Genomic DNA, 16,080 nt, shown 5'->3' with positions numbered 1-16,080 from the left:
CACACATATCTATAGAATGCGTCTAATTTGTCCGAAATACACTATGGTTGTAACCTATAGTGTTCAGGGAAGGCAAATTTGCAGTTTAATCTAAATTTTTTGCATTTTTATTCTGGAGGTTGTCTTGAGCAAGTCAGCACTGTTAGTCCTAGAAGATGGGACAGTGTTCCACGGACTGTCCATTGGCGCAGATGGCGTCTCCGTTGGTGAAGTCGTTTTTAATACCTCGATGACGGGGTACCAAGAAATCCTCACTGATCCTTCCTACTCCCAACAAATCGTCACTCTGACTTATCCCCACATTGGCAATACCGGCACCAACTCAGAAGATGAAGAATCCTCAGATATTCATGCCCAAGGACTGATCATTCGTGATTTGCCATTGATTGCATCAAACTTCAGAAGTGAGCAGAGCCTCTCTGACTATTTGAAGAGCCGAAATATTGTTGGCATCGCTGATATCGATACACGTAAGTTGACTCGTATCCTGCGTGAGAAAGGTGCTCAAAGCGGTTGTATTATGGCTGGTGATAACTTGGATGAATCGCTTGCTTTAGCCAAAGCGAAAGAGTTTCCGGGCCTGAAAGGTATGGATTTGGCAAAAGTTGTCACAACCAAAGAAGCTTATGAGTGGACACAAGGATCTTGGTCTCTGGAAAGTGGACTCCCTCAAGCTCAACATGAAAGCGAGCTACCTTATCATGTCGTGGCGTACGATTTTGGTGCCAAACGAAATATTCTGCGGATGTTAGTTGACCGTGGATGCCGTCTGACCGTTGTACCGGCAGAAACGTCGGCAGAAACCGTTTTAGCGATGAATCCTGATGGTATTTTCTTATCGAATGGACCGGGTGACCCAGAGCCGTGTACTTACGCGATTGAAGCAACAAAAACCTTTTTAGATAAAGGTGTGCCAGTTTTCGGTATCTGTTTAGGACACCAGATTCTTGCCCTTGCCTCGGGTGCCAAAACGATCAAAATGAAGTTTGGCCATCATGGTGCCAACCATCCGGTGAAAGATCTTGAGCGCAATGTTGTCATGATTACCTCACAAAACCACGGTTTTGCTGCCGATGAAACCAGTTTGCCGTCAACGCTGAAAGCAACCCATAAATCATTGTTTGACGGTTCTCTGCAAGGCATTCATCGGACAGATAAACCTGCGTTTAGTTTCCAAGGGCATCCTGAAGCGAGTCCCGGGCCCCATGATGCAGCGCCTCTATTTGATCACTTTATTGAACTTATCCAACAACACCGTGCTTAATTCGGAGCGAGTAAACGATGCCAAAACGTACTGACATACAAAGTATTCTTATCTTAGGTGCCGGCCCGATTGTAATCGGTCAAGCCTGTGAGTTTGATTACTCCGGAGCACAAGCATGTAAAGCGCTGAGAGAAGAGGGTTATCGGGTCATTCTGGTTAACTCGAATCCAGCAACGATTATGACTGATCCTGAAATGGCGGATGCAACATATATCGAGCCGATTCAGTGGGAAGTTGTGCGGAAAATTATTGAAAAAGAACGTCCCGATGCAGTCCTGCCAACGATGGGCGGTCAGACAGCGTTGAACTGTGCGCTTGAGCTGGATCGTCAAGGGGTACTGGCTGAGTTTGGTGTTGAAATGATCGGCGCGACTGCCGACGCGATTGATAAAGCAGAAGATCGTTCTCGTTTCGATGCTGCGATGAAGTCGATTGGTTTGGAATGTCCGCGTGCAGATACCGCGAAAAGCATGGAAGAAGCTTACGCTGTCCTCGATATGGTGGGTTTTCCGTGTATTATCCGTCCTTCATTTACGATGGGGGGAACCGGCGGCGGTATCGCGTATAACAAAGAAGAGTTTGAAGAAATCTGCCACCGTGGCTTAGACCTTTCTCCGACCAATGAGCTATTGATCGATGAATCGCTGATTGGTTGGAAAGAGTATGAGATGGAAGTTGTTCGTGATAAGAGCGACAACTGTATCATTGTCTGCTCGATTGAAAACTTTGACCCGATGGGGATTCATACCGGTGATTCCATCACGGTTGCTCCGGCTCAGACACTGACCGATAAAGAATACCAACTGATGCGTAACGCATCTCTTGCAGTATTACGTGAAATCGGTGTCGAAACCGGTGGTTCGAATGTGCAATTCGGGATTAATCCCGAAGATGGCCGGATGGTGATTATTGAAATGAACCCGCGGGTTTCTCGTTCGTCCGCATTGGCATCGAAAGCTACAGGGTTCCCGATTGCTAAGATTGCCGCCAAACTTGCCGTCGGTTTCACGCTGGATGAACTGATGAATGATATTACCGGCGGTGCAACACCGGCATCATTCGAACCGACAATCGACTATGTCGTAACCAAGATTCCACGTTTTAACTTTGAAAAATTCGCCGGTGCCAATGCCAAGCTGACGACGCAGATGAAATCGGTCGGTGAAGTAATGGCGATTGGACGTAATCAACAAGAGTCTCTGCAAAAAGCCCTGCGCGGTCTTGAAGTTGGTGCTGATGGCTTTGATGAAATGGTTGATTTGGATGCGCCGGATGCGCTGACTAAGATTCGTCATGAGCTGAAAGAGGCGGGCGCAGAACGAATTTGGTATATCGGTGATGCTTTCCGTGCTGGTATGTCTGTTGACGCAATTTTCAATCTGACGGGCATTGATCGCTGGTTCCTTGTACAAATTGAAGAGTTAATCCAGTTGGAAGCCGACATTAAAACCAATGGTTTTGCCGGCTTGACTCAAGATGTGCTCCGTCGCATGAAACGCAAAGGCTTTGCCGATGCGCGTCTGTCTAAGTTGGTCGGCGTTTCTGAACATGAAATTCGTCGCTTGCGCGATCAGTTCGACATTCATCCGGTCTATAAGCGGGTGGATACGTGTGCTGCTGAATTTGCATCTTCAACAGCTTACATGTACTCCTCTTATGATGAAGAGTGTGAAGCCTATCCAACGGATAAGAAGAAAATTATGGTGTTGGGCGGTGGTCCGAACCGTATCGGTCAAGGGATTGAATTCGACTATTGCTGCGTTCATGCCTCACTGGCACTGCGTGAAGACGGTTATGAAACCATCATGGTGAACTGTAACCCTGAAACGGTTTCAACTGACTACGATACCTCTGACCGTCTCTACTTTGAACCGGTGACGCTGGAAGATGTGTTGGCGATAGCACGGATTGAGAAACCTACGGGTGTGATCGTTCAGTATGGTGGTCAGACACCGCTAAAATTGGCGCGTGCATTAGAAGCTGCCGGTGTGCCCATTATCGGTACCAGCCCTGATGCCATTGACCGGGCTGAAGACCGCGAGCGCTTCCAACAGGCCGTTGAGCGTTTAGGCCTCAAACAACCTGAAAACGCAACCGTGACTGCAATTGAACAAGCGGTTGATAAAGCAAAAGAAATTGGTTATCCGCTGGTTGTCCGTCCCTCTTATGTTCTTGGCGGTCGGGCGATGGAAATTGTTTACGATGAAGCTGACTTACGTCGTTATTTCAATGAAGCCGTCAGCGTTTCGAATGAGTCTCCGGTCTTGCTGGATCATTTCCTTGACGATGCTGTAGAAGTGGATATTGACGCGATTTGCGATGGTGAGCGTGTTGTGATCGGTGGCATCATGGAGCATATTGAACAGGCTGGGGTTCACTCGGGTGACTCTGCATGTTCATTGCCAGCCTATACATTGAGTCAGGAAATCCAGAATGTGATGCGTGAGCAGGTTGAAAAGCTCGCATTTGAACTGGGTGTTCGTGGATTGATGAATACGCAGTTTGCGGTTAAAAACAATGAAGTGTATCTGATTGAGGTCAACCCACGGGCTGCGCGGACGGTCCCATTTGTTTCTAAAGCAACCGGTGCGCCACTGGCAAAAATTGCTGCACGGGTAATGGCCGGACAGAGTCTGGAACAGCAAGGGTTTACGCAAGAAATCATACCGCCATATTACTCGGTTAAAGAAGTTGTCTTGCCGTTTAATAAATTCCCAGGCGTGGATCCGTTGCTTGGCCCTGAAATGCGCTCAACCGGTGAAGTGATGGGCGTTGGCAGAACCTTTGCGGAAGCGTTTGCAAAAGCGGAGCTAGCCTGTGGTTGTGTCTATCCTGAAGGCGGACGTGCACTGATTTCTGTGCGTGAAGGTGATAAACAACGTGCTGTTGCTTTGGCTGAAAAGTTGATTCAGTTAGGTTATCAGCTGGATGCAACTCATGGCACGGCTGTGGTGTTGGGTGAAGCCGGAATTAATCCGCGTTTGGTTAACAAGGTTCATGAAGGTCGTCCTCATATTCTTGATCGGATTAAGAATAATGAATACACCTACATTATCAACACGGCTTCCGGGCGTCAGGCCATTGAAGATTCAAAAGTTCTGCGCCGCGGTGCGCTGGCTGAGAAAGTCAACTATGCAACGACCCTGAACGCCGCATTTGCCACAGCAATGGGACATACAGCGGATCCAAAAGCTTCTGTTATTTCTGTACAAGAAATGCATGAGCAAGTGAGAAATGCTTAATCTATCATCGCGCTTGTGACCAGATATAAAGGCCCGGGATTTCCCGGGCTTTTTTTGATCGTCACGACTTGCCAGCAGATAGACATAAATGATGAATATATGGAATAGGATCGTATCCATGTTTTCACTATATCTCTTTATTTTTAAATGATAATTTTGAGCCCTATCTAATCGCTTAAGGAATGATATGGAGATTTCACTTGATATACTCGCGTTGCTTTTTTTGGCGGCAGCGATAGCAGGATGCATCGATGCGATTGCCGGGGGTGGCGGTTTGATTACACTGCCGGTATTACTGGCAACCGGGATTTCTCCGGCACAAGCGATAGCAACCAATAAACTCCAGAGTTCATTCGGCAGTTTTTCCTCGACCTTTTACTTTGTCCGTAATGGACTGGTGTCTCTGCGGCAAATGTGGTTAGCCATTGTGTGCACCTTCATTGGTGCAGCGACCGGGGCTGAGTTAGTGCAGATTCTTGATTCTGAATTATTGACCAGTTTGGTTCCCGGATTGCTGATTGCGATTTCGTTGTACTTTTTACTGGCCCCCCAAGCCAAGGTTGAGACCAATAAAAAAGCAGCGCTCTCTGATGGACTGTTTGCTTTGTTAGTCGGCACCAGTATCGGTTTCTACGATGGCTTCTTTGGCCCGGGGACCGGTGCAATCTTTGCCGTTTGCTTTGTTGTGTTAGGTCGGTTGTCGATTATTGAGGCGACTGCGCGTGCCAAGGTGTTGAACTTCACCTCAAATATTGCGGCGCTGATTTTCTTTCTGGCAGCCGGATTACCGATCTGGAAACTCGGATTAGTGATGGCGGTCGGGCAATTTCTCGGCGCGAGAGTCGGAGCCCGTATTGTGGTCAATCAAGGACAAAAATGGATTCGGCCGTTGGTTATTCTGATGTCTTTGTCTATGGCACTGAAGTTACTTTGGGAACAGCATCAACAATGGCTGCTATCAATGTTTTGATGCGCGGAGAACGGTAGGTCATCGCTCGCAAACAGAGATGAATCGGCCGAGACAACGGCTGAAGCTCAGCAAAGCTGAAACAGTAACGGGGAGCAATAGACAGCGTGTGCACGATGGAAAGGGGAATCAGCGCTGGTGCGACGCCTTGCAATGCAAGTTGTGCGGCAGCTGTATATGAATCCATCTCCATGATCGGGGTGATTGAGAGATGATCGAGTACCGATGCCTGATAAGTGTTGGCGCTGTTCGACAGATCATTGGTGATAATCTGCTGTGGCAGTTGCTGTAACGGTGTCTGGCTGACAATAAAAACCGGTTCATTGTAAAGATGAATGGTTTGCAGACCATGATGACCGGGCAGATAACCGGCACACAGTCCGAGAGTTGCTTTGCCGGAGCGAACATGTTCAACAATTCGGGGAGTATGATTGGTGGTGATGGTAATTCTGTCATCGTGCTTGAAATACGTGCCCATCACGTGACTGAGTAAGCCGGCGACGAGTGTTTCTGAACAGTCCAAGCGAATCAGGGTATGATCTTCCAGTGCTTGTTGTTCAAAGATTAAGCCACTCAATTCATGAAAACTCGGCCCTACACGTTCGATCAGTGCCTGAGCATCGGCGGTCAGTTTGATATGCCGCCCATCCGGCACAACCAGCTTTTTCCCCAGCCGGTGTTCTAAATTGGCGATACGCTTACTGACCGCAGACTGACTGATATAAAGTACGCTGCCTGTCCGGCTCATGGTTTTTTCTTTACTAAGAATCAGAAGTGTTTCAATACCTTCAAGCAACATCGTTTTCAGCATCAGTCAAAAAGAATATGCGTTTACTTTAGCGAAAGCTGTCTCTGATTGCGATAGCTGAATCAGAGACCGAAGACAATTATGGGTAAGCCGTCTGGCGATCACCGGTTAATGGCAAAAACAGGCAGGGATAAGTGCCAACGGATTGCACCAAGGCGAATGATTAGGGTAGAGATAAAGCCGGATAAGAATGCGGTCTTATGGTCGTAGCCCATTTGCAGAGCGGTGGTGTGAAAAATTCCCCCGATGATACAGGCCGTCGCATACACTTCACTTCTTAATACCATCGGAATTTCCCGGGCGAGAATGTCGCGAATAATACCACCGCCACAGCCGGTTAACACGCCCATAATAATGGCGACTAGCGACGAGTCCTGATAAAGCAGTGATTTATCGACGCCAATACCGACAAAGACAGACAGCCCGATCGCATCACAAACCGGGAGTACCCACCAGGCAAGACGTTTCGGCCGTCGGACAACCAGCATCGTTAAAAAGCTGGTGGCAAGAATCACCCACAGATAAGTGGTATCGGTAATCCAGAATACCGGTGTTGCGCCTAACGCAATATCACGCATGGTGCCACCGCCAATGGCTGTTACACTGGCGAGAACAACCACACCAAACGGGTCCATTTTTAAACGACCAGCTAACAGCACACCTGAAATGGCAAACACCATTGTTCCAAATAAATCAATGAGATAAAGAAACATACGCCGATGGATTCCACAGTATTATTTGAGGACCGCGCTATTCTTCTATTGGGCCGGAAGCCCATATTTTTAGCCATAGCGCAAAACAGGCGCATTGTACGGTAAAACAGAAAGAATCGATAGTTTTATAACCAGACTCTGGTGGCTAATGTGCCGTGTTTTTTCTGGCTTGATCAAGGTAACCACAGATCTCTTCAATGGCGCGAATGGTTCTTGGCGTAGGGCGATTCAGCCAGTCAGAATTGAGTGTCCAGACATGATGTAAGCGAACGGCTGGAATACGTGGCCAGCGTGCCCACATATCCATATGGTCAATCGCATGACGAGAATTAAAAATTACATCAGGCTGTGCCAGTAATACTTGTTCGCGGCTTACTTGCGGGTAGGGGGCCGGACTATTTTGAAATACATTTTCGCCGCCGCAGAACTCAAATACTTCACTGGGCCAGCGACCTTGAGCGACGGTGATGATCGGTTTCTCACTGAGTTGATAGAAGAAACGTACCTGATGTACATGCTGATAACGTTGCCGTAATGCGGCCAGTTTCTGACGAAACTGTTGTGCATTGGCCCGGCCAATTCGGGGATCATCCGCATATTGACTGAGTGCTTCGATATTATCGGCAATATCGGCTAAACGGTGAATCTGAGAGGGATAAGTCCGAACCCCCATCTGTTTCAATTTCTCTAATTCACGGGGGGGATTGCCGTCCGGCCAGATGATCACCAAATCAGGTTTGAGACTGAGGATTTTTTCAATCTTAATCCCTTTATAATTGGCAACTTTGGGTAAGTTTTTCGCTTCGGGTGGATAGTCGCTGTAATCACTCACCGCAACAATTTTGTTGCCGAGTCCTGCCGCGTAGGCCAGTTCTGTCGCATGGGGAGCCAGTGTAATGATTCGTTGAACTGATGAAGGTGCTGCTGTTGTGAGACCCGGGATAAACAGGAGCAGGATGAAAAAATGTAGTCGGTGAATCAACATGGGGCAACCTTGTCACAAAGAGGATTGGGCATTGAAATGTTTGACGAATGCGTTATTCATAAGCCGGGTCGCTGATGACTTATAACAGTGGCGCGGCGATAAACATCAACAGGCTCTCAACCACAATCCAGATATAAGTGCGTTGATTAAGCAGGCGCTGAATCTGAGACAAATGTAAGGCGGAGGGAACCACCCGGCCACCGAGTTTCGCCCGGACACTCTTTTTGCCTTCATAAATCGCCGGCCCGCCAAGCGAAAGGCTAAGTTTATGGCCGACCGAACAAAGGAGCCAGCCGACGTTTCGTGACGGCCAGGTTCTGCTTTGTTGACGAGTCTGAGTCCAGATCATTGACAGGCTTTGCCCGGCCATCAGTAACAAGGCAAAGAGGCGGGTCGGTATCCATTCACACCCTGCGTTGAGACGACTTGCTGCCAGACCAAACGGATAGTTGCTGGGAACGGACGGAGACCAGACTCGGCTCAGTTCAACAATCAGGCGATACATGAACGCGCCAATCCCCCCCAGTAAGCCATACCAGAACAGAACAGCAATGACCTGACGAGCCTGACCGACAATCAGTAGCTCGGCGCTTGCCTTACCTAATCCAACCACGGACAGAGTCTCCGTCTGACGATTCAGACGCTCTGCCAACAGATTGCGGGCCTGAGCTTTATCTTCAGTTGCGAGTGCCTGAAGCAGTGGCTTACTCAGGGTGGAAAATCCGCGCCAGTCAAGGGCCAGAATTAATAACAACAGGTGATACAGTTCTGGCTGCCAGACCAGTGGTTCCAGTGCGATCAAAACGAGCAATGCCGGTATGAGCATCAGTAAGGTGGCTAACGTACCGGACAAGGTCCGTTGGGCATAGCTCCCCTGAGTATTTACCTTTTCTGCCAGAATTTCTGCAAACTTGTGCCACAGCAGGGCGGGATGCGCTGCTCTTGGTAGTGGCAGAATGAGATGAATCACCAGTGCGCCCCACATGATGAAGAGCGCGCTGTGTGTTTGCAGTAATGTTTGAAGGTGGCTCATGAGCATGACATTCGTTCAGATTATGCCTGATGCCGGAGGCGTTCCAGCATTTTCAGAACCATTTCTGAAGAGCTCGCAGCGGCGAGTGGTAAAAACTCATCAAATGACATGGGGGATTCTTTATCCGCCACATCAGAGATTGCCCGGACGACGACAAACGGTGTGTTGAACTGATGACAAGTCTGAGCGATAGCCGAGGCTTCCATTTCAACAGCAACCACCTGCGGGAAATGCTGACGGATAAACGCTTGGCGTTCAGGCTGGCAGACAAAAGTATCACCGGTACAAATCAGGCCGTGAACAGCATGTTTGTTGCCCAGTTGTGCCAGGGCATCTTCTGCTAGTTGGATTAATTTTTGATCGGCTTTGAAAGCTGCCGGCTGGCTGGCCATCTGGCCCATTTCATAGCCAAAAGCGGTCACATCGGCATCATGGTGTCTGACTTCCGTGGAAATGACGACATCACCCATGGTCAGGGATGGCTCAAAACCACCGGCGGATCCGGTATTAATCACAACATCGGGTTTATAGAGCTCTAACAACAGGGCGGTGCCGACTGCCGCAGCCACTTTACCAATTCCCGATTGAAGCAGGACCACATCCAATCCATTGATTTGACCAGAGTAATAGATGCATCCGCCTTTCTTTTCCTCTTGCAAATTCTGAATTGACGATTTGAGAATCGCCACTTCTTGCTCCATCGCGCCAATGATGCCAATTTTCATATCAAGTCTCTTTTCTTTATTCAGATTAGCGCTGAGTTTAGCATGATTTTTTGGGATTCAACTAGTTATCCGCAGCGGAATTGAGTGCAAAAAAATCCCGGCACAGAACCCTGTACCGGGAGATGATGATTGGGGCAAACAGGCATTTTGGATACCTGCAATGCACTCAGTGATCAGATGTCTAAGTAATCGAGGATGCCTCCGGCTGCTTTACGGCCTTCATCAATGGCGGTGACCACCAGATCCGAACCGCGCACGGCATCGCCTCCGGCAAAGATTTTTGCATTGGTGGTCTGGTATGGATATTGGCCCGCTTCTGGTGCTTTAAGGCGGCCCCATTGATCCAGTTCGACACCAAATGGTTCCAGCCATGGCATGGCATGAGGCTGGAAGCCAAACGCCATAATCACCGCATCGGCCGCCAATACATGTTCACTACCTGAGACTGGCTCCGGGCGACGACGACCGGCTTCATCCGGTTCACCGAGCGCGGTTTTGACCACTTTGACTCCGGTGACCTGACCATGGTTATCGACTTCAATCCCCAATGGTTGCAGGTTAAACATGAACTCGACACCTTCTTCGCGGGCATTTTTGACTTCACGTCGTGAGCCCGGCATGTTTTCTTCATCGCGGCGATACGCACAGATCACATGTGAGGCCTGCTGACGAATGGAGGTACGGACGCAGTCCATCGCCGTATCCCCGCCGCCTAACACGACGACATTTTTTCCGGCCATATCAATGAAAGGTTGCGAATCTTCTAACTGCATCACCCGGTAGGTATTGGACACTAAAAATGGCAAAGCGTCATAGACCCCGTTGGCGTCTTCATTTTCCAGTCCGGCCCGCATGTTTTTATACGTGCCGACGCCAAGGAACACCGCATCGTATTCATCAATCAGTGATTGTAGTTCGACATCTTTACCCACTTCGGTATTCAACCGGAACTCAACACCCATTTCAGTAAAAATGCGCCGGCGGTTTTGCATTACTTCTTTTTCCAGCTTGAAGGATGGAATTCCGAACGTGAGCAATCCGCCGATTTCTGGGTAACGGTCAAAAACGACGGCTTTGACGCCATTTCTGACTAAGACATCCGCTGCCGCCAAACCTGCAGGGCCGGCACCGATAATCGCGACCTTTTTATCGGACCACTCGACTTGAGACAGGTCTGGTTTCCAGCCCATTTCAAAGGCTTTATCGGTAATATATTTTTCAATATTCCCGATGGTCACTGCGCCGAAATCATCGTTCAGTGTACAAGAGCCTTCACACAGGCGATCTTGCGGGCACACCCGACCACAGACTTCCGGCAGACTGTTGGTCTGATGTGAGAGTTCCGCGGCTTCGATAATTCGTCCCTCATTGGCCAGTTTTAGCCACTGTGGGATGTAGTTATGGACCGGACATTTCCATTCACAATAAGGATTACCGCAGTCCAGACAGCGATCCGCCTGCGCGGTCGCCTGCTGGCGAGTAAAAGGTTCATAGATTTCAACGAATTCTATCTTCCGTATATTGAGCGGCTTTTTGGCCGGATCGACACGATTGACATCAATGAACTGATAAACGTTCTGGCTCATTATAATCTGGCTCCTTCCAATTATTGTGCTTGAACGCGAAGCTCTGCGGCACTGCGGCTTTGATGCCCGAGCAGTGTTTGCAGATCAGCCGCTTGTGGTTTGATCAGGTAGAACTTCGGAATCCATGCATCGAAATTGGCTAAAATCGATTCAGCATGAACGGAGCCGGTTTGCTCAAGATGTTCTGCAATTAAACCACGTAAATGTTCTTGGTGAATGTAGAGATCTTGCAGCGAAATCGCCTCAACAGATTCATTATTCACCCGCCCTTGGAAGTCATCGTTCTCATCGAGTACATAGGCAAATCCACCGGTCATCCCGGCACCGAAGTTCACTCCGGTTGCTCCCAGCACTGCGACCACACCACCAGTCATATATTCACAGGCGTTATCCCCGGCACCTTCAATCACTGCAATGGTCCCGGAGTTACGGACTCCGAACCGCTCGCCGGCTTTACCGGCAGCGAATAATTTGCCGCCTGTGGCACCGTATAAGCAAGTATTGCCGATGATCGTCGCTTCGTTACATTTGAACGCAGTGCCTAAATGAGGCTTGATAACAATTTTACCGCCCGCCATGCCTTTACCGACATAGTCGTTTGCATCACCTGTCAGGTAAAGCTCCAGACCACCGGCGTTCCAGACACCAAAGGATTGTCCTGCCGTACCTTCGAAATGAAGACGGATCGGTGATGCCGCCAGCCCCTGATTCCCGTGGCGCTTGGCGATTTCTCCGGATAAACGTGCCCCGACAGAACGATCTGTATTGATAATGTCATAGTACAGATTGAGCGGCTGCTGACTTTCGACTGCGGCGAGCGCATCTTCGACAATCTTCTGGTTCAGATGTGCTTTATCAAATGGCTTATTGGGTTCGGTACAGAAGAGGGCGTGTCCCGCAGGGGAAACCGGTGCTTCCAGAATACCGGACAGATCCAGTTTGGTCTGTTTCGCCGTCATGCCTTCAACCACTTCCAGCAGGTCGGTACGTCCGATCAAATCAGTGAGTTTCTCAACGCCTAACTCAGCCAGATAGCCCCGAACTTCATTGGCTAATCCGGTAAAGTAGTTGATGACCATCTCCGGTAACCCTTTGAAGTAATCCCGGCGCAAGGTTTCATCTTGTGTTGCAACCCCAGTCGCACAGTTATTCAGGTGACAGATTCTCAGGAATTTACAACCCATTGCAATCATTGGTGCTGTACCGAATCCAAAGCTTTCTGCCCCCAGAATGGCACCTTTAATCACATCAAGTCCGGTTTTCAGCCCCCCATCGACCTGAAGTCGGATTTTATGCCGCAAGCCATTGGCAACAAGGGCTTGTTGTGTTTCTGCCAGACCCAGTTCCCACGGGCTGCCGGCATATTTCACAGAGGTCAGCGGGCTTGCTGCTGTGCCCCCATCATAACCAGAGATGGTAATTAGGTCGGCGTAAGCTTTGGCAACGCCCGTGGCGATGGTGCCAACACCGGGTTCGGAAACCAGTTTGACCGACACCAGTGCCTGAGGATTGACTTGTTTCAGATCGAAAATCAATTGCGCTAAATCTTCAATCGAATAGATGTCATGGTGCGGTGGCGGGGAAATCAGCGTTACCCCTTGCACGGAATGACGCAACCGGGCAATTTCAGCCGTCACCTTATGACCGGGTAACTGACCGCCTTCACCGGGCTTCGCCCCTTGGGCCACTTTGATCTGTAAGACATCAGCATTGGTCAGATAATGCGGTGTCACTCCGAAACGACCGGAGGCAACCTGCTTGATGCGAGAGTTCCGTTCGGTGCCGAAACGGCGTGGATCTTCGCCACCTTCACCCGAGTTGGAGTGGCCGCCTAAACGGTTCATCGCCGTTGCCAGCGCTTCATGAGCTTCAGGACTGAGCGCGCCGATAGACATAGCTGCTGAATCAAACCGTTTAAACAGTTCCGTCGCAGGTTCAATTTTCTCCAGAGTCAGCGGTGTGTCGGATTTTTTCAGTTTCATCAGGTCGCGTAATGTTGCGACAGGGCGTTGGTTGACCTGCGCGGCAAACTGTTGGTAATCCTGCGTGTCACCGGAGCGAACTGCCGCTTGCAGATGATTGACCACGCCCGGGTTATACGCATGATATTCACCGCCGTGGACAAATTTCAGCAACCCGCCATGATCAATTGACTTCCGTTTTGCCCAGGCTTTACGTGACAGATTAAATAAATCTTGCTGGAAGTCTTCAAAGTTAGCTCCCTGAATCCGGGTTGCAACACCGTGGAAGCAGAGATCTACTAATTCGCGGTGGAGACCGACCGCCTCGAACAACTGAGAACAACGGTAAGATGCAACGGTTGAGATGCCCATTTTCGACATGATTTTATACAGGCCTTTATCGATCCCGTAACGATAGTTCTGCATCACGTCGCGATAATTCTTATCGAGAACGCCGTCATCCAGCATTTTGCTGAGAGCTTCATAAGCGAGATAAGGGTAGACAGCGGTTGCACCAAAGCCCAGCAATACTGCAAAGTGGTGTGGATCGCGGGCGGTTGCAGTTTCGACAATAATGTTGGCGTCACAACGTAATTGTGTGTTGACCAGACGAGTCTGAACCGCACCGACCACCATAGCCGCCGGGATCGGGAGTTTTTGTTTGGTGATGGCGCGATCGGATAAGACGATCAGCACCGTGCCATCACGTACCGCTTGTTCGGCAGCATCACACAGATCAAGAATCGCTTGTTTGAGATCTTTTTCCTGTGGATCGTAGTTGATGTCTAAAATGGTGTTTTTATAGTGCTTGTCATCGAGATTTAACAGCTGTTGCATGTCTGAGTAGAGCAGCACCGGTGAATCAAAAGTCACCCGATGCGCATGGCCGTCGGTTTCGCAGAAGACATTCATCTCCTGACCGATACTGGTTGCCAGCGACATCACATGCTTTTCACGTAACGGATCAATCGGTGGGTTGGTGACCTGTGCAAATTTCTGACGGAAGTAGTCACTGATCAGACGCTCTTTGGAAGAAAGTACAGCCATTGGCGTATCATCGCCCATCGAACCGACGGCTTCCTGTCCCATGTCACCCAAGACCCGCAGGACCTGATCCATTTCTTCATTGGTCATCGCAAACTGTTTCTGATAAATCTTCAACTGTTCATTATCGAAGTCACGTTGACCGATTTGATCATCGCCCAGTTCGGCAAACGGCTTGAGACGATAGACGTTATTCTTCATCCATTCCTGATATGGATGGCGACTCTTCAGCTCGTTATCGATTTCGGAGGATTGCCACAGTTTGCCTGTTTTCGTGTCAATCACCAGTAATTCACCGGGACCGACGCGGCCTTTGGTCGCGACTTCATCCGGTGCGTAATCCCAGATGCCGACTTCAGAAGCCAGCGTGATGAGTTTATCTTTGGTGATGACATAACGGGCAGGTCGCAGTCCATTGCGATCGAGATTACAGGCGGCATGACGGCCGTCAGACAAAACAATCCCGGCCGGGCCGTCCCATGGTTCCATATGTTTGGAGTTAAAATCGTAGAATGCGCGCAGTTCCGGATCCATATCCGGGTGGTTTTGCCATGCGGGCGGTACCAGCATCCGCATCGCCCGGAACAGATCCATCCCGCCGGCGAGGAACAGATCCAGCATGTTGTCGAGACTGGATGAATCTGAACCCGTTTCATTGACAAATGGTGCTGCTGACTGGAGGTCTGGTAATAGAGGTGAAGCGAATTTATAGGCCCTTGCTCTCGCCCACTGACGGTTCCCTTCAATGGTGTTGATCTCACCATTGTGGGCCAGATAGCGGAAAGGCTGAGCCAGTGGCCAGCGTGGTTGGGTATTGGTCGAGAAGCGCTGGTGGAATAAACAGATAGCAGATTCCATGCGCAAATCGGCTAAATCCAGATAGAAGCGAGGCAGGTCTGCGGGCATACACAGCCCTTTATAGACGATGACCTGAGTTGATAGCGAGCAGATGTAGAAATCTGCATCCCCGGTGATTTTTTTCTCGATACGACGCCGGGCGATATACAACCGTCGTTCGATATCCTGCTGCCGCCATCCGGCCGGTGCAGAAATAAAAACTTGTTGAATATCGGGTAAGGACTGGGCTGCGATAGGGCCAAGTACATCCGGATTGGTTGGTACGTGACGCCATCCGCTGACCGAGAGGGTTTCCTGGCCCAGTTCTTGATTGATAATGTCACGGGCTGATTGAGCCTTGACCGGATCACGACTGAGGAAAATCATCCCGACGGCATACTGTTTACTCAGCTTCCAGTTTTTCTCCTGTGCAATCAGCCGGAGATAAGAATCTGGTTTTTGCAGAAGTAAACCACAGCCATCGCCGGTTTTTCCGTCGGCTGCAATTCCCCCCCGGTGTGTCATGCGGTCCAGTGCTGAAATTGCGGTACGAACCAGTTTGTGACTAGCCTGACCTTCCATGTGCGCGATCAGGCCAAACCCACAGTTGTCTCTCTCAAGACTTGGATCATATAGAGCCATTGCAAGTCTCCCTTTGCGTTCTGTCTTCGACAGTGAATGACTAACTATTCTATATTGTTGTTATTTTTTTGAATCTTTATGCATTAAATCGGGGTAAAAATACATTCAGTTAGGCGCCCGAAATAATGCGGACTTTAAACGCTATCCTTTATAGAACCAAAGATCAAGTGATTCATAGAAAATAGCGGCAATAAATAGTTCCGATGAATAAGTAACGATTATGAGGCAATTGGTATGTCTAAGATTTAAGAGAGAAATATGTCAATTGACTTG

At 49.3% G+C, this 16,080-nt stretch carries 10 protein-coding genes; 3 read left to right on the top strand and 7 right to left on the bottom strand.

The window, feature by feature from the left end; translation table 11 throughout:
• Window positions 1-124: 124 nt before the first annotated feature.
• The 3 genes from carA to OCV37_RS11770 all read left to right on the top strand — a co-directional run bounded on the left by carA (window position 125) and on the right by OCV37_RS11770 (window position 5,476).
• Window positions 125-1,264: a glutamine-hydrolyzing carbamoyl-phosphate synthase small subunit gene (gene carA / locus OCV37_RS11780; protein ID WP_038183272.1), complete on the top strand. Its 1,140-nt coding sequence runs from the start codon at window positions 125-127 to the stop codon at window positions 1,262-1,264.
• A gap of 17 nt (window positions 1,265-1,281) precedes the next feature.
• A complete protein-coding gene (gene carB, locus OCV37_RS11775; RefSeq protein ID WP_038183275.1) occupies window positions 1,282-4,506 on the top strand; it encodes a carbamoyl-phosphate synthase large subunit in 3,225 nt (1,074 codons plus the stop codon).
• A 187-nt stretch (window positions 4,507-4,693) separates the two neighbouring features.
• Window positions 4,694-5,476 carry a TSUP family transporter gene (locus tag OCV37_RS11770; protein ID WP_038183276.1) on the top strand — a complete coding sequence of 261 codons (783 nt, stop codon included), beginning with the start codon at window positions 4,694-4,696 and terminating at the stop codon, window positions 5,474-5,476.
• Here OCV37_RS11770 and OCV37_RS11765 read toward each other — a convergent pair.
• From OCV37_RS11765 to gltB, 7 genes are all read right to left on the bottom strand, one after another.
• On the bottom strand, window positions 5,418-6,272 hold the full coding sequence (locus tag OCV37_RS11765) for a LysR family transcriptional regulator (RefSeq protein ID WP_038183880.1): 855 nt from the start codon (window positions 6,270-6,272) through the stop codon (window positions 5,418-5,420). The genes OCV37_RS11770 and OCV37_RS11765 overlap by 59 nt on opposite strands.
• Before the next feature lie 110 nt (window positions 6,273-6,382).
• Entirely contained in the window at window positions 6,383-6,994 is a 612-nt protein-coding gene (locus tag OCV37_RS11760; protein WP_038183278.1) for a TRIC cation channel family protein, read from the bottom strand.
• 145 nt (window positions 6,995-7,139) lie between these two features.
• A complete protein-coding gene (gene btuF, locus OCV37_RS11755) occupies window positions 7,140-7,979 on the bottom strand; it encodes a vitamin B12 ABC transporter substrate-binding protein BtuF (protein WP_051680689.1) in 840 nt (279 codons plus the stop codon).
• A 79-nt stretch (window positions 7,980-8,058) separates the two neighbouring features.
• The gene (locus OCV37_RS11750; RefSeq protein WP_038183887.1) at window positions 8,059-9,012 is read right to left on the bottom strand and encodes a cobalamin biosynthesis family protein; all 954 of its coding nucleotides are present in this window, start codon (window positions 9,010-9,012) and stop codon (window positions 8,059-8,061) included.
• A 20-nt stretch (window positions 9,013-9,032) separates the two neighbouring features.
• Window positions 9,033-9,737: a 5'-methylthioadenosine/S-adenosylhomocysteine nucleosidase gene (gene mtnN, locus OCV37_RS11745; RefSeq protein WP_038183280.1), complete on the bottom strand. Its 705-nt coding sequence runs from the start codon at window positions 9,735-9,737 to the stop codon at window positions 9,033-9,035.
• A 173-nt stretch (window positions 9,738-9,910) separates the two neighbouring features.
• Window positions 9,911-11,323, bottom strand: a complete 1,413-nt coding sequence (locus tag OCV37_RS11740) for an FAD-dependent oxidoreductase (protein WP_038183283.1) — start codon at window positions 11,321-11,323, stop codon at window positions 9,911-9,913.
• A 20-nt stretch (window positions 11,324-11,343) separates the two neighbouring features.
• On the bottom strand, window positions 11,344-15,807 hold the full coding sequence (gene gltB / locus OCV37_RS11735; protein ID WP_038183287.1) for a glutamate synthase large subunit: 4,464 nt from the start codon (window positions 15,805-15,807) through the stop codon (window positions 11,344-11,346).
• Window positions 15,808-16,080: the final 273 nt, after the last annotated feature.

Origin of the sequence: Vibrio rhizosphaerae (assembly GCF_024347095.1) — a bacterium.
GTDB lineage: Bacteria > Pseudomonadota > Gammaproteobacteria > Enterobacterales > Vibrionaceae > Vibrio > Vibrio rhizosphaerae.
Note: the sequence above shows the minus strand (reverse complement) of the source record. Positions and strands in the feature narration are given on the sequence as shown.

What these genes read in the sequence shown, in the direction of transcription:
- OCV37_RS11740 (WP_038183283.1), bottom strand. Translation starts at nt 11,323, where the DNA reads ATGAGCCAGAACGTTTATCAGTTCATTGATGTCAATCGTGTCGATCCG.
- OCV37_RS11750 (WP_038183887.1), bottom strand. Translation starts at nt 9,012, where the DNA reads ATGAGCCACCTTCAAACATTACTGCAAACACACAGCGCGCTCTTCATC.
- OCV37_RS11760 (WP_038183278.1), bottom strand. Translation starts at nt 6,994, where the DNA reads ATGTTTCTTTATCTCATTGATTTATTTGGAACAATGGTGTTTGCCATT.
- btuF (WP_051680689.1), bottom strand. Translation starts at nt 7,979, where the DNA reads ATGTTGATTCACCGACTACATTTTTTCATCCTGCTCCTGTTTATCCCG.
- carB (WP_038183275.1), top strand. Translation starts at nt 1,282, where the DNA reads ATGCCAAAACGTACTGACATACAAAGTATTCTTATCTTAGGTGCCGGC.
- mtnN (WP_038183280.1), bottom strand. Translation starts at nt 9,737, where the DNA reads ATGAAAATTGGCATCATTGGCGCGATGGAGCAAGAAGTGGCGATTCTC.
- OCV37_RS11770 (WP_038183276.1), top strand. Translation starts at nt 4,694, where the DNA reads ATGGAGATTTCACTTGATATACTCGCGTTGCTTTTTTTGGCGGCAGCG.
- OCV37_RS11765 (WP_038183880.1), bottom strand. Translation starts at nt 6,272, where the DNA reads ATGTTGCTTGAAGGTATTGAAACACTTCTGATTCTTAGTAAAGAAAAA.
- gltB (WP_038183287.1), bottom strand. Translation starts at nt 15,807, where the DNA reads ATGGCTCTATATGATCCAAGTCTTGAGAGAGACAACTGTGGGTTTGGC.